Origin of the sequence: Isoptericola sp. NPDC060257, from assembly GCF_042726645.1 — a bacterium.
Classification (GTDB): Bacteria; Actinomycetota; Actinomycetes; order Actinomycetales; family Cellulomonadaceae; genus Isoptericola; species Isoptericola nanjingensis.
On the sequence record NZ_JBHXAW010000097.1, the window covers coordinates 1 to 13,964 of the forward strand.

The 13,964-nt window shown below is 69.8% G+C and carries 9 protein-coding genes; 8 read left to right on the forward strand and 1 reads right to left on the reverse strand.

The features are described 5' to 3' along the window. Positions 1-2,707, reverse strand: a 2,707-nt coding sequence (locus ACFWEK_RS10105; protein WP_430553961.1) for a hypothetical protein, incomplete at its 3' end; no start/stop codon positions are given. A 139-nt stretch (positions 2,708-2,846) separates the two neighbouring features. Between ACFWEK_RS10105 and ACFWEK_RS10110 the strand changes: the two genes are divergently transcribed. The 8 genes from ACFWEK_RS10110 to ACFWEK_RS10145 all read left to right on the forward strand — a co-directional run. Beyond that, a complete protein-coding gene (locus tag ACFWEK_RS10110) occupies positions 2,847-3,869 on the forward strand; it encodes a LacI family DNA-binding transcriptional regulator (protein WP_430553962.1) in 1,023 nt (340 codons plus the stop codon). 200 nt (positions 3,870-4,069) lie between these two features. Then, entirely contained in the window at positions 4,070-6,184 is a 2,115-nt protein-coding gene (locus ACFWEK_RS10115) for an alpha-galactosidase (RefSeq protein WP_430553963.1), read from the forward strand. A gap of 65 nt (positions 6,185-6,249) precedes the next feature. Continuing rightward, complete coding sequence (locus tag ACFWEK_RS10120) at positions 6,250-7,575, forward strand: ABC transporter substrate-binding protein (RefSeq protein WP_430553964.1); 1,326 nt, start codon at positions 6,250-6,252, stop codon at positions 7,573-7,575. A 77-nt stretch (positions 7,576-7,652) separates the two neighbouring features. Next, entirely contained in the window at positions 7,653-8,597 is a 945-nt protein-coding gene (locus tag ACFWEK_RS10125) for a carbohydrate ABC transporter permease (RefSeq protein ID WP_430553965.1), read from the forward strand. Beyond that, positions 8,594-9,478, forward strand: coding sequence for a carbohydrate ABC transporter permease (locus tag ACFWEK_RS10130; RefSeq protein WP_430553966.1), 885 nt, complete (start codon positions 8,594-8,596; stop codon positions 9,476-9,478). Before ACFWEK_RS10125 ends, ACFWEK_RS10130 begins: the two co-directional genes overlap by 4 nt. A 45-nt stretch (positions 9,479-9,523) precedes the next feature. Then, entirely contained in the window at positions 9,524-9,715 is a 192-nt protein-coding gene (locus tag ACFWEK_RS10135; protein ID WP_430553967.1) for a hypothetical protein, read from the forward strand. A 395-nt stretch (positions 9,716-10,110) separates the two neighbouring features. Further along, positions 10,111-12,441: an ATP-binding protein gene (locus ACFWEK_RS10140; protein WP_430553968.1), complete on the forward strand. Its 2,331-nt coding sequence runs from the start codon at positions 10,111-10,113 to the stop codon at positions 12,439-12,441. Beyond that, a partial coding sequence (locus tag ACFWEK_RS10145) for a DEAD/DEAH box helicase family protein (protein ID WP_430553969.1) occupies positions 12,438-13,964 on the forward strand: 1,527 nt, incomplete at its 3' end. The genes ACFWEK_RS10140 and ACFWEK_RS10145, both read left to right, overlap by 4 nt.

Sequence of the window (13,964 nt, forward strand, 5' to 3'; positions counted from 1 at the left end):
CCCGCTGGGTGGACGGCTCGCCGGCGACGAGCGGCGCGATGGTGATCGCGTCGATGTTCGGCGCGAACGCGTCGGGGTTGCCGAACCGGAGGGGCCGGTCCGCCGTCGCGAGGGTCACCGGGACGGTGCGCTCCCAGAAGCTGTCCCACGAGAACGTGTACCGGAAGTGGGTGGCCCCGGCGACGGCGTCGCCCTCGGTGACCTGCAGCTCCCGGTCGACGACCTGCGGGTTGTAGTCGTGCTTCCCGGAGAGCTCGGCGTTGGCGTACCGCACGGTGACGTCGTAGTCGCCGGCGGCGTCGAAGCCGGCAGCACGGGCGATCTCGAGGTAGTTCTCCGCGCCGTCGCCGAGCCACTCGACCACCTTGCCGCCCGAGGCGTTGGAGCCCGACGCCGCGGACTTCGTGGCGACCACGGCCGTGCCGTGGAGCGCGGCGTCCTCGGCCTGGACGGTGACGGCTGCGTCGTCGGGCGCGCGCGTGGTCGTCACGGAGCCGACGAACGACCCGGCGTCGGAGGCGAGCTCGAGCTCGTTGATGCCCTCGGCGAGGTGGACGCGTGCCGTGGAGGTCCAGGCGCCGGGCCCGCGGACGCCGAACGACGCGGCAGCGCGACCGTTGACCGTGAGGGTCAGGTCCGAGGCCCGCGTGCTGGTGTGCCGCACGGTGACGTCGTAGTAGCCCGACTCCATCGCGGTGGCGTACACCTCTGCTCGCTGCCCCTCGCCCTGGACGCGGGCGAAGCCGCGGGCGTTGCCGCGGTCCCAGTCCAGGCGGGCTCCGCCGGCCAGACGCATGGTGCTCGCCGGGTAGGCGGTGGGCTCGCCGTCGCTGACGTCGGTCAGGACGAGCTTGTCGAGCGTGATGTCGGCGTTCGGCAGCAGGGTGCTGCCGTCCTCGCTGGCTCGCAGCGACAGGACGTGCTCCCCGGCGGCGAGCTCGACCTGCACCTCGGTGCTGCCGCGGTACTGCCACTTCTGGGCGCTGGTCAGCGCGAGGTCGGCGGTGTACTGGACCGGCTGGTCGAGCGCGCCGTCGACGAAGAGCGCGTGCCGCCCGGGCACACCCGGCGTGGCGCCGATGACCTGCAGGCGGTAGGTGCCGTCGCGCGGAACGGTCACGGTCCAGTCGGCGCGGGACGTCGCCTTGTTGAACGAGCCGACGTCGCGGCCGCCGGAGGCGAGGAACTTCCAGCCGCCGCCGCCCTGCGGGTCCTGCTCGTAGACCTGGGCGTCGGTGAGCGCGGTGTCCTCCGCCTCGATGCTCGTCGTCCAGACCTCGGGCGCCGCGTCGGCGCCCCGCGCCGGCGTCACGACGACCTGGTACGCGGCGTACCGGTCGTAGGGGTCGAGGTCGAGCTCCAGCCCGCCGTCGCGCACCTTGGCGCCGTCAAGCCTCTGAACCACGCGCGGGGTGTTCGCCAGCCCCTGCGCCCCGGACAGCGTGACCTCCCGGACCTCGACGTCGACCTTCTGGCCGAAGGTACGGCGGTCCAGGCCCGACAGGTCGAGGCGGACGTCGTCGTCGGTCCCGCCCAGCAGGACGGTCGCACGGCGGTCGTCCTCGTCGATCGCGCCGATGCCCTGCAGGGTGTCGACGGTGTCGGGGTGCGGCGGGTCGACCTGGACGGTCTGGCTGCCCTCGAGGTCGCCGTACCACTTGAACATCCACCAGCCGGCGTTGGCGCCGCCGGCGCGGGCGGTGTTGTCCGAGAGGTTCCCGGCGTAGTTCCAGTAGGCGGTCTGGGCGTCGACCTTCTCGTCCTCGAACATCGACAGCCACTGCACGAGCTGGCCGGGCACGCCCATGTCGCGCAGCATCCCGTACTCGGTGATGTTCACGTGGATCGGGTCGATGCCGAGGTCCTGCTCCAGCTGCCGGTAGTCGCGCATGTGGGAGCGGAAGGTGGCGAGGTTGTCGATGCCGAGCTCGTGCCAGATGAACACGTCCGGCAGGACGCCGTGGGCCTTCGCATAGGTGAGATAGTCGGCCGACCGCTCGGGCTGCCAGCGGGTGTCCCCGGGGCCGCCGATCCGGGCGTGGCCCAGCCCGTGCCGGTCGTAGACCTCCTGGATCTTTTCGTACGTGGCCTGCCAGTCCGCGAGGAACTGGTCCTTCTGCCCCGGCCAGTCCGGGTACCAGTTGCCGCCGTCGGGCTCGTTGAACGGGATGAACAGGTACTTCTCGGGGTGGTCGGACTGGGTGGCGACGGCCTCGGTGACGAACTCGACGATCTCGAGGTAGTCCCACACGCCGTTCGGCTCGTCGACGTACGTGCCCGTGGCCTGGTCGTAGGTGCGGGAGTCGCCGGGGCGCTTGCCGCCGTTGTACGACCAGTCGGGGTAGTAGTCCTGGATGTAGATCGCCAGCTCCTGGCCGTGCTTGGCGAAGAACCCGTCCTCGATCGTCAGCGCGTCGCCGCTCGGGTGCTGCGTGCCGTACGGCGCCTTCTGGGACGAGTTGGTGATGCGGGCACCGTCGATGAGCGCCTGCGTGGGCACGCCGTCGTCGCCGAAGCCGTACAGCGTCCCGGTGGCGCCACCGCGGAAGGCGCCGGTGGTCTGCGCGAAGTCGACGGACAGGACGTCGGGCACGGGGCGTTCTCCTTCGTCGGTGGCGGACGCCGCCCATCCTGCCTGGGCGGAGAGGCTGAGCGCGGCGGCCGCGGCGACGGCGACGGCGCCTCGTCGGACTCCGAACTGATGCACGCTTTCACGTGGCTGGGGCACGATCCACTCCTTCGTAGGTCTGATAGCGCCTGGACGGTCGATGTCGGGCGCCGTGAGCCATGAAAGCGTGAATCACGTTCGACCACAAGAGGTGGCGCCGGTCGCGTAACCTTGCGGCGTGAGCCAGGTTCCGAGGGTGAAGCCGCCCGTCATCGCCGACGTCGCCCGCGTGGCGGGCGTCTCGGTGCCCACCGTCTCGCGCGTGCTCAACGGGACCGTGCCCGTCAGCGCGGAGCGGCGGGAACGGGTCATGGCGGCCGTCAAGAAGCTGGGCTTCCGCCCCAACGGGGCCGCCCGGTCGCTGGCGAGCCAGGCGGGCTCGATGATCGCCGTCTTCGCGGGCAACACCACGCGCTACGGGTACGCGGCCACCATCCAGGGCATCGAGGAGGCCGCGCGCCAGGCCGGGTACATGGTCGTCATCTCCGTGGTGGAGACGGCCGACGGCGCCACGGTCGAGCGGGCCATCGACCACGCCCTCGGTCAGCCGCTCGCGGGCGCCGTCGTGCTGGAGTTCGACCCGCCCGGCGTGGCGGCCCTCGCGCAGATGCCGTCGTGGTTGCCCGCCGTCGCCGCCGCGTCCGGCGGCTCGTCGGACGAGGCGATCTCGCACGCCTACATGGACGACCGGTACGCGGCCACCCAGGCGACGCGCTACCTCCTCGACCTGGGGCATCGCACCGTCCACCACGTGGCGATCCCGTCCGTGGGGGTGGAGAGCCCGCGCATGGTGGGGTGGCGCGAGGCGCTCCGCGACGCCGGGATCGAGCCGCCCCCGGTGATCCGCGCGGGCTGGGACCCGCTGGCCGGCTATGACGCCGGCGTGCGCCTCGCGCGGGACGACGACGCCACCGCGGTGCTGGCGGGCAACGACGAGCTCGCCATCGGGGTGATGAAGGGGCTGGTGGACTCCGGCCGTTCGATCCCCGGGGACGTCAGCGTCATCGGCTTCGACGACCACCCCCTGAGCCAGCTGTGGGTGCCGCCGCTCACCACCGTCCGGCAGGACTTCGTGGGGTTGGGCCACCAGGTCTTCGGCCTCCTCGTCGGTCGGATGGAGGCGGGCGAGCCTCGACCGTCGGTGCGCATGGTGCCCGACCTCGTGGTGCGGCAGTCGACCGGGCGGCGCGCGTCGCGCTAGGCGCACGACCGCGGGTGCCGCGACCTGGGCGAACGGCGTAGGGGAACGGCCTGCACGCGCCGTCGTGTCGACGTCGTGCCCTGAAATCGGCGATCAGATCTCACCCGCGATGACGCCGTCGCGGCTTGCATTCTCAGATGATCGACGCTTTCATAGCGTCATCGACGACGCGCCATGGTGGCGAAGGAAGCGAGGCAGCGATGCCGGATCGGGCCGACGAGGGCCAGCAGCTGATGACGTGGGGTGACGGCGCCCTGCGGCTGGCCGTGCGCCGCCCCCAGGACGGCCCGGTCGCCGTGTCCCTGGTCCCTGCGGGGGCACAGCCCGGCCCGGCGGTGCAGCCGCTGGTCGAGGTCCTCGCCGTCGGGTACGGGCACCGTTCCGCCAACCTGCGGAACACGGCCACCGAGATCGGTGCCCGGCTGAGGTACGTGGGCCACGAGGTGGCCGGCGAGCCCGGCTGGGAGCGCCTCGAGGTCGTGCAGCGCGACGACGCCAGCGGCCTGGAGGTGCGCTCCGTCCTCCGCGCCCGCGTGGCGGGCTCGTCCGTGCAGTCCTGGACGACGGTGCGGAACACCGGCCCGGCGACGGTCCAGCTGCAGGCGGTGTCGTCGCTCATGCTCGCCGACCCGTGCGGCCCCGACGCGCTGGACGACGTCCAGTCGATCGAGGGCGACAGCGAGTGGCTGGGGGAGTGGCGGTGGTCCTCCCGACCTGTGCGGGGCCAGACCGGCCTGCCCGCGCTCGGACTGACGTCGCACCAGCGCCAGGACTCCCGCGGCGCGCGCGCGGTCGTCAGCCACGGCACCTGGTCGTCGGGCGAGCACCCGGCCGCCGGGGTCCTCACCACGGCGGGGGCCAGCCTGGCGTGGCAGGTCGAGCACCCCGGGCCCTGGCGGACGGAGCTCGGCGTCCGGCTCGCCGCGGACGACCGCGAGGTGCTGGTGCTCGGCCTGCTCGGGCCGACCGACGCCGACCACGCCTGGCTGCGCAGCCTGGAGCCGGGCGAGGAGTTCACCTCGGTGCCCGTGTCGGTCGCCTGGGCCGACGGCGACTGGCAGGCCGCGGTCGGCGAGCTGACCCGCCACCGCCGCGCGGACCGCCGTCCCGCCCGCGCCGCCGGGGCCGTCGTCTTCAACGACTACATGAACACGCTCATGGGCGACCCCACGACCGACAAGCTCCTGCCGCTGATCGCGGCTGCGGGCGAGGCCGGGGCCGACTACTTCTGCGTCGACGCCGGCTGGTACGACGACGGCGGCGACTGGTGGGACTCCGTGGGGGAGTGGCAGCCGTCGCACGTGCGCTTCCCCGACGGCGGGCTCGACCGCGTCCTCGACGCGATCCGGGCCGCCGGCATGGTGCCGGGGCTGTGGCTCGAGCCCGAGGTGATCGGCGTGCGCAGCCCGCTCGCCGCGCAGCTCCCCGAGGACGCGTTCCTGCAGCGGAACGGCACGCGCATCGTCGAGCACGGCCGCTACCTGCTGGACCTGCGCGACGAACAGGCGCGCAAGCACCTCGACGACGTGGTCGACCGCCTGATCGACGAGCACGGCGTGGGCTACTTCAAGCTCGACTACAACGTCACGCCGGGCCCCGGCACCGACCGGGACGCCGACAGCGTCGGCGACGGACTGCTGCGCCACACCCGCGCGTACCTGACCTGGCTCGACGGCGTGCTCGCGCGGCACCCGGGACTGGTCGTCGAGAACTGCGCGTCGGGGGCGATGCGCGCCGACAACGGGCTGCTGTCCCGGCTCGAGCTCCAGTCGACCACCGACCAGCAGGAGCCGCTTCGCTACCCGCCCGTCGCGGCCGGCGCGCTCATGGCCGTGCTGCCGGAGCAGGCGGGCAACTGGGCCTACCCGCAGCCGTCGATGTCGGACGCGGAGATCGTCTTCACGATGGTGACCGGCCTGTCCGGACGCCTCTACCTGTCCGGGAAGCTCGACGGGATGACCGCCCGCCAGCGCGCCCTCGTGGCCGAGGGCGTGCGCGCCTCGCGGGCCTGGGACGACGCCGCGCGCGACGCGGTGCCGGTGTGGCCGCTCGGCCTCCCGGACTGGGAGTCGCCCTGGGTCGCCGTCGGCCGCTCCACGCCGACCGAGACCGTGCTCGCCGTCTGGTGGCGCGGGGGGCACGAACGCGAGATCTCCGTCCCGGTGCCGCCCGGCACCGTCGAGGCGGTCTACCCCGCCGACGGCCCGGCGTCCGGGCTCGAGGTGGACACCGAGGACGGGCACCTGAGGCTGCGCGCGGCCTCGGGGGAGCCCGGCGCACGAGTACTGAAGATCCGCCATCAGGACGCGCGGTAGCACCACCGTCGTCGAGCCAGGTCCCGCCGTCATCGCTGACGACGGGCGAGTTCCGAGGAGCTGATATGAGGAAGTATCTGACCGGCGCGGCCGCCGCCGCGGCCGTGGCGGCGCTGGCGCTGACCGGCTGCAGCGACCCCACCGCAGGAGGTGGCGCCGACGCGGGCGAGACCCAGGCCGCCGACTGGCCCGAGCAGACCGCCGACCTGACCGGCACCACCCTGACGATCTGGGCCGCCCAGAACTCCAACACGGTGCCCGAGGCGGTCACGGCCGCGTTCGAGGAGGCCACCGGCGCGAAGGTCGAGATCGTCACGATCCCCGACCCGTACGAGCAGGGCATCCAGACCAAGGTCGCCACCGGCGACAAGCCGGACCTCGCCTTCTGGCAGCCGACGGCGTCGATGCTCACCGCGATCAACGCCCCCACCAACCTGCAGCCGCTCGACGACGCCCCGTGGCTCGACTCGTACAGCCCCGAAGTCAAGGACATCACCGGGACCCTCGACGACACCCGGTACGCCGCGCTCGTCACGAGCCCGGCGGTGCAGGGCGTCTACTACAACAAGAAGGTCTTCGCCGAGCACGGCATCGAGGACACCCCGACGAGCTGGGACGAGTTCGTCGAGCTCGGCCGCACGCTGAAGGGCGAGGGCGAGACCCCGTTCTTCGAGATGGCCGGCGACCGGTGGGCCACCCAGTGGTGGGTGCAGGTGCAGCTCGCCGACGCCGCGGCCGACGGCCTGTGGGACCGCGTCAACACCGGCGAGGAGACGTTCACCGACCCGACGATCCTCGGCGCGATCGAGACCTACCAGGGCCTCATCGACGACGGGATGTTCAACGACGACATCAAGACCGCGACGCTGGAGGACCAGGCCGACGCGCTGCTCGCCGGCGACGCCGCCATGGCGGTGCAGGTCAACTCCTTCTTCGGGCAGCTGCAGGCCAAGGCCGACACCGCCGAGCTGGACGAGACGATCGGGTTCTTCCCGATCTCCCCGAGCGGCAACGTCGCCACCGTGATCCCCGACCAGTCCAACGCGCTCGTGGCGTTCAAGACCGGGGACGCGAAGCGCGAGGCCGCGGCGCGTCAGCTCCTGTCGTTCTGGCTCGGTGACGGCTACGCGGACTTCGTGGCCGACCGGGAGACCGTCTCCCTGCAGCCCGACGTGCCCACGCCCGACGGCGTGCCGCAGGCACTCCAGGACGTCCACGCCTCGCTCGCCGACTCCGTCGGGTCGATGCAGTCGCTGGCCGTGGCCAACCCCGACCTGTACATCTACCTGGCCGACATGATCCAGGGATCCACGACGCCGGAGCAGGTCGCCCAGCAGACCCAGGACCAGTTCGCCCAGCTCGCCCGAGCCCAGGGCGTCGAGGGCTTCTGAGCCCCGCTCTCTGAGCCGAGCCGTGATGCCGGGGCGGGCACCCGTCCGCCCCGGCGCCGCCGAAAGGTGATGCACCGATGACCGCGACCCTCAGCACAGGCGCGCCGGCCCGCCCGGCGCCGCAGCCCCGGCGCGCAGCGCCCGGCAGGGACGAGAGAACCCGCAAGAACCACCCCGCGTGGTTCCTCGTGCCGGCCTTCGTCGTCCTGGGCGTGTTCTTCTTCGTCCCGACGATCTTCAACTTCGTCTACGCGCTGACGGACTGGTCGAGCTTCAAGGCCTCGATCTCGTTCGTCGGGCTGCGCAACTTCGCCGACCTGCTCAGCAGCGGCACGCTCCTCGCGTCGCTGCGGATCACGCTGGTCTACGCGGTGCTCGTCGCCATCTTCCAGAACCTGTTCGGGCTGCTGCTCGCGCTCCTCCTCGAGCGCGACACCCGCGTCAACCGGTTCGCGCGCGTCATGTTCTTCGTCCCGGTGATCATGTCGGCGCTCGCGGTCGGCTACGTCTTCCAGGCGATGCTCAAGCCGGACGGCGCGGTCAACGGGATCCTCAGCACCGTGCTCGGCACGGACGTCACCATCCCGTGGCTGGGGAGCACCACCTGGACGCTGGTCGTCGTCGCGCTCATCCACTCGTGGAAGTGGATGGGCCTGTCGATGCTCATCTACCTGGCGGGCCTGAAGACCATCAACGAGGACGTGCTCGAGGCCGCCCGCCTCGACGGCGCCTCCGCGTGGCGCACGTTCCGCGACGTCCGGTTCCCCCTGCTCGCGCCGGCCATCACCTTCAACGTCGCCACCGCGCTGCTCGGGTCGATGAACGGCTTCGACATCGTGCAGGCGACCACCGGCGGCGGCCCGGCCCGGACCACCGAGCTGCTCAACATCTTCATCTTCCGGACCTTCGGGCAGGGGCTGTTCGCGCAGGCCACGACGATGAGCCTCGTGCTGTTCGTGGTGGTCGTCGCCCTCGCGTTCCCCGTCATCCGCACCCTTCGTAAGCGGGAGGAAGTCCTATGACCACGCAGACCGCTCACCCGATCACCCGCATCCGCGCCGTCCGACGACCGACCGGCGGGCGGACCGGAGCCTGGCGCCGGGTGCAGCCCGTCGCGGCGCTGCTCGCCGTCGTCCTGCTCATCGGCATGCCGCTCTGGATCGTCGTCGTCACCGCCGGCAAGACCCAGGCCGAGGCGCTCAACCCCAACCTGTCCCTGCCCTCCACGTGGCAGTACCTGGAGAACTTCGCCGCCGTCTGGGACCAGGGGCGCGTGCCCGCGGGCTTCTTCGGCAGCCTCCTGATCATGGTGCCCGCCGTGATCGGCGTGCTCGTGCTCGGCTCGCTCGCGTCCTGGGTGCTGGCCCGGCGCACCACCCGCGGCTACGCCGTGCTCTACGCCCTGGCGATCAGCGGCATCGTGCTGCCCCCGGCCGTCGTCACCATCGTGCTGCTGCTGCGCCAGCTCGGCCTCGCCGGCACCGCGATCGGCATGATCGGCGTCTACATGGGCATGTACATGTCGACGGTGATCTTCTTCGTCACCGGCTTCGTGCGGACCATCCCGCACGAACTCGAGGAGGCAGCCCGCGTCGACGGCGCCCGCCCGCTGCGCGTCTTCGGCACGATCATCCTGCCGCTGCTGGTGCCCGTGCTCTCCACCGCCACGATCCTCATCTGCCTGTACGTGTGGAACGACGTCTTCTACGCGTTCTTCGTCGTCGGCGGGCGGCTCGACACCCTGCCGCTCAACCTCTTCCAGGTCGCCAGTGCCGGGCTCTATCTCGACAACTGGCACCTGATCTTCGCCTACGTGATCCTCATGAGCCTGCCGCTGCTCGTCGTCTTCGTCATCGCGCAGCGCAAGATCATCTCGGGCATCACTTCCGGCGCGGTGAAGTGAGCTGAGAGTCTCGGAAATCCGCGAGGTGTGCCGCCTCGTCCACCCGTGGATGCGGTGCGCACTGACCTGGCGTCCCTCGGCCTGTTGCTCGTTACCCCGCTGGATCTTGTCGAGGAGCTTGGCGCTGTCGGCGCCCTGCACTGCTTGTTCGAGCCGCAGCATCTCTACTGGCCGATGCCCGACCAGCAGAGGGTCTCGCACCTGATCCATGCCCTCGGCCCCGTGGAGGACGGCTAGGAGCTGAGCGTGTCTGCCCGCCGTGCGACGCGGCGGAGAACACGCGTGGGTTGGCCTGTTACGCCGATTGGAACCTTCGGCGTCATCGCCACGGGCACACAACCCAGTGCCAACGTCGTCCCGGTCCTGGTCTCGGTACCCCGACTGGGACTGGTAGGAACCGGCTTGTCCAGGCCACCGGCGCCTCCCACTCCGCCACCTGCAACGCCTGTCCGGGGGGCCTCGCTTCTCGACTAGGCCAGGACGAAAGGAACTCTCGGTCTTCGGGACAACAGCGATGTCTGCGGCTCTCGGTAGGCTTGGGTCTGCGGGGTCGTCGTTCGGCCTTGAGCCGGCCCATCGCCAGCCTCACTCGTCGTGGACGAGCGCGCCACGGATGAGAGAGGTGATGGAGCGTGACCGACGTGGTTCCGGACACCATCAACGTGCAGCCGCACCCGCGACTGCTCAGCGTCCTCGGCGACATCGAGTTCGCGCCTTGGCAATGCATCGCCGAGCTGGTCGACAATTCCTTCGACGAGTTCCTCCGCACTCCGCCGGAGGACGGCGCGCCGACCGTCTGGGTGACGCTTCCAGCACGCAACAGCAGCCCGAAGGACGGCGAGGTTTGGGTCAAGGACAACGGTCCTGGGATGACTCTCGACCAGCTCAACAACGCGCTGCGCGCAGGATGGACGAGCAACGACCGCTTCGGGCAGCTCGGGCTCTTCGGTGTCGGCTTCAACATCGCCACCGCCCGCCTAGGGCAGGTCGCGGTCGTCCGCACCGCACGCGCGGGAGACCCCCACTGGACCGTCGTCACCATCGACCTCAAGGCGCTCGCCGCAGGCACCGACTTCACGCTACCCGTGGTGACCGAGCCCAAGAGCACCAGCGGCGAGCACGGCACCGAGATCGTCATCCGCAATCTCAAGCAAGAGCACCACCAGACCGTCAGCAGGGGGCAGTCGAAGATCAAGCAGATCCTCGGCGATATCTACAGCTACCTCCTATCGACCCGGGGGTTCCGCCTCATAGTCGACGGCGAACTGGTCAAGCCGAGGCTGCCTTGCGTCTGGGACGAGAGCCGGTTCGTCGTCCGCAACAACGAGCGCATCCCGGCCATTTTTGACATCGATGAGCGACTGCCGGAGCGTCGCGTGTGTATGGATTGCGGCGCGTGGCAGGAAGTTGGCGAGTCGATCTGCGAATACTGCGGCAGCGGACATGTCGAGACACGCGAACGGCGCATCTGGGGATGGGTCGGAATCCAGCGTTATATCCATTCCTCGGACTTTGGAATCGACTTCATCCGAAACGGCCGCAAAATCCTCGTCCGCAACCGAAGTCTGTTCAATTGGGACGACCCCGACGACCCCACCGGCAGCAGTGAAATCGAGTACCCCATCGAGTTCCCCCGAGGTCTCGGCCGGATCGTCGGAGAGATCCATGTCGACCATGTGCGCGTGAATTACCAGAAGAACGCCTTCGAGTACGACACGCCGGAGTGGAAGCGGGTCGTCCGCGTTCTCCGCGGCGATGGCCCTCTACGTCCCAAGATCGGGCAGCGTCTCGGATACGGTCCTAACACGTCGCCGCTTGCGCAGCTCTTTACTGGCTATCGCACCAACGAGCCGGGACTCAAGGACCTGATCCCCGGCAACGGCACTGCTCCCCTGCACGAACTCGCCCGAAAGTGGGCGGATAAGTTCCGCAAGGGCGACCCCGGGTATCAGACGGACGAGAAGTGGTATCAGGCGGCCGAGCAACATCTGGAGCTCAAAGCGGCCGCCAAAGAACCGCCGGCGGCCGGCACTGACTCTGGCGGCGACATACTCGCAACCAAGGGCCTGCTGCCGAGTGCGCCAGCGACACCGGCGAAGCCCACCGCGCCGCCGACGCCCGTCGAGAGTGAGGACGATCGGCGCGCGAAGTGGCGCTCCAGCGCTACGCCGCTCCCAGACCTTGACGCGAGCTTCGGTCTGCCCGGCCACGGTGCTCCGCTCCAGGTGCGGTCGTGGCTGGTGCGTGGCCACCGCATCACGCGCCCGAACGACAGCGGCCCCGTACCCGTGTACGTCGCCTCCGGCAAGGGGACGCAGGTCGATGTCTTCATCGACGCCGAGCATCCGATCTTCGTCGATTTCGCCGTCGACACCCGCGACCTCGTCGTGATCGAGCTGGCGGACTTCCTGCGGGTGCGCGACAATTCCAGCCGCGCGATCTCTGCGATCTTCGCCGACCTCAAGGACAGGTGTCTGCCTGACCATCGAATCGCCGGGCCCTTTCTCACCGATCTCGCGGCACGCACTCTCAACCGAATCCGTGAGGCCATGCAACCGGTCGTCGCAGGCAATGCTGCTGGCTACTGGGGCCTGCTCTCCGCAGACGATCAAGGTGCCGCAGAGCGGCTGTTCGCCGTCGAAGGGGGATCGTCGAGTTGGGAGGACGTGACCGCATCCGGTGAGTGGGTCGGCTACGTTCCCGGCGCCGCGCTGGTGCACTTGGTCGAGCAGCGACCTGAGGGGTTCCTGGACGGCCGAGTGTTCCGCAGCTCATACCAGCCGCTCGGCACGGCATCCGCCAAGCGCGCGTCCGCAGACCGCGTCGTCGACCTTCTCAGCGACGTCGCGACGCTCGCTGACGTCCCTGCGCGGCGTAGCCCCGAAGAACTCCAGCGCGGCCGGCTCGCCTGCCTCCTCCTCTCCCAGGAGATCGTGGAGGCCGCAGAGGAGGACGCCGCGTGACCTCTTTCCTCGCACCCAGGCGCTTGCTGGATGGCGGGCCGCACCGATTCACCCGCGAGGTCGAGCGGCTCATGAGCCTGCTCGGATTCCGCGACGTGGTGAACATCGACGGCCCCGGAGACCACGGAGGCGACCTCCTCGGAACGTTCAATGGCGAGCTATGGGTTCTGCAGACGAAGTGGAAGAACAAGGGCGCAGTCGATCGCTCCGGAGTCGAAGAGGTCTCCGCCGCTTTCGAGCACTACGGTGCTAGCAAAGCCGTTGTCGTGACGAACACCAAACCCTCGTCGGACGCGGAGCAGCGCGCCACCGAGCTTCTCCGACTCGGACGCACGGTCGACTTCTGGAACGGGCAGGACCTTCAGGGGCTCTTCGACGCTGCGACGGAAAGGGGCCCGATCGTCCTGCGCGACTACCAAGATGCCGCAGTCTCGGCACTCTGGTCCGATCTGCAGTCCCGCCGGCGCGCTCTGCTGATCCTCGCGACCGGCCTGGGCAAGACTGTCGTCGGCGGAGAGATCGTCGGCCGTTACCTACGGGAGAACCCCGATCAGGACGTCCTCGTCGTCGCCCACACGAAGGAACTCGTCAACCAGCTCGAACGCGCACTCTGGCGGCACCTGCCCAAGCGCGTACCGACGCAGATCCTCACCGGGGACGACCGGCCGACGTCGCGCTCCGGCCTCACCTGTGCGACGACTTCCAGCGCGCTCGGCGCGGTCCTGCGTGGGTGGAGGCCTGGCCTCGTCATGATCGACGAGACTCACCACGTCGGCGCTGACGGCCAGTACGACCGTCTGCTCGACGAGCTGAAGGACAGCCTCCAGTTCGGCGTCACCGCGACGCCTTGGCGAGGCGACAAGTACGACATTGAAAGCAGGTTCGGCGCGGCCAGCTTCAAACTCGGCATCGAGGACGGCATGCGTCGCGGCTATCTCGCCACCGTGGACTACCGACTCTTCGTCGACAACATCGACTGGGACGTCGTGCGCGAAGCTAGCCTCAACAACTACTCGATTAAGGAGCTTAACTCGCGGCTATTCCTCACCCAGCGCGACGAGGCGGTCGTCGACGCGCTCAAGGAGACATGGAACGGTACGGCATCCCCGCGTGCGATCGTGTTCTGCCAGACGATCGAACACGCTGAGCGAATGGAGCATCTGCTCCGCAAGCTCCCGGAATGGGCGGGCGCAGCAGCGCTCCACGCGGGCATGCACAAGCGCGAGCGACAGCAACGGCTTCTCGACTTCCGTGCAGGACGAGTGCCGATCCTCGCTGCAGTCGACATCCTAAACGAAGGCGTCGACGTCCCCGACGTGAACATCCTCGCGTTCGCGCGCGTGACCCACAGCAGGCGCATCTTCGTCCAGCAGCTCGGCCGCGGCCTACGCTTGCGGGAGGGCAAGGAACGCGTCCTCGCGCTCGATTTCGTCTCCGACATCCGCCGTGTCGCAGCGTTGCTGAACATGCGCCGCCAGCTCGAAGCCAACGACATCGAGGTCCTCCCATCCGTCCCGCAGCCG

Excerpts from the sequence above, each read along its gene's own strand:
- ACFWEK_RS10115 (WP_430553963.1), top strand. The coding sequence starts at position 4,070 with ATGCCGGATCGGGCCGACGAGGGCCAGCAGCTGATGACGTGGGGTGAC.
- ACFWEK_RS10120 (WP_430553964.1), top strand. The coding sequence starts at position 6,250 with ATGAGGAAGTATCTGACCGGCGCGGCCGCCGCCGCGGCCGTGGCGGCG.
- ACFWEK_RS10125 (WP_430553965.1), top strand. The coding sequence starts at position 7,653 with ATGACCGCGACCCTCAGCACAGGCGCGCCGGCCCGCCCGGCGCCGCAG.
- ACFWEK_RS10130 (WP_430553966.1), top strand. The coding sequence starts at position 8,594 with ATGACCACGCAGACCGCTCACCCGATCACCCGCATCCGCGCCGTCCGA.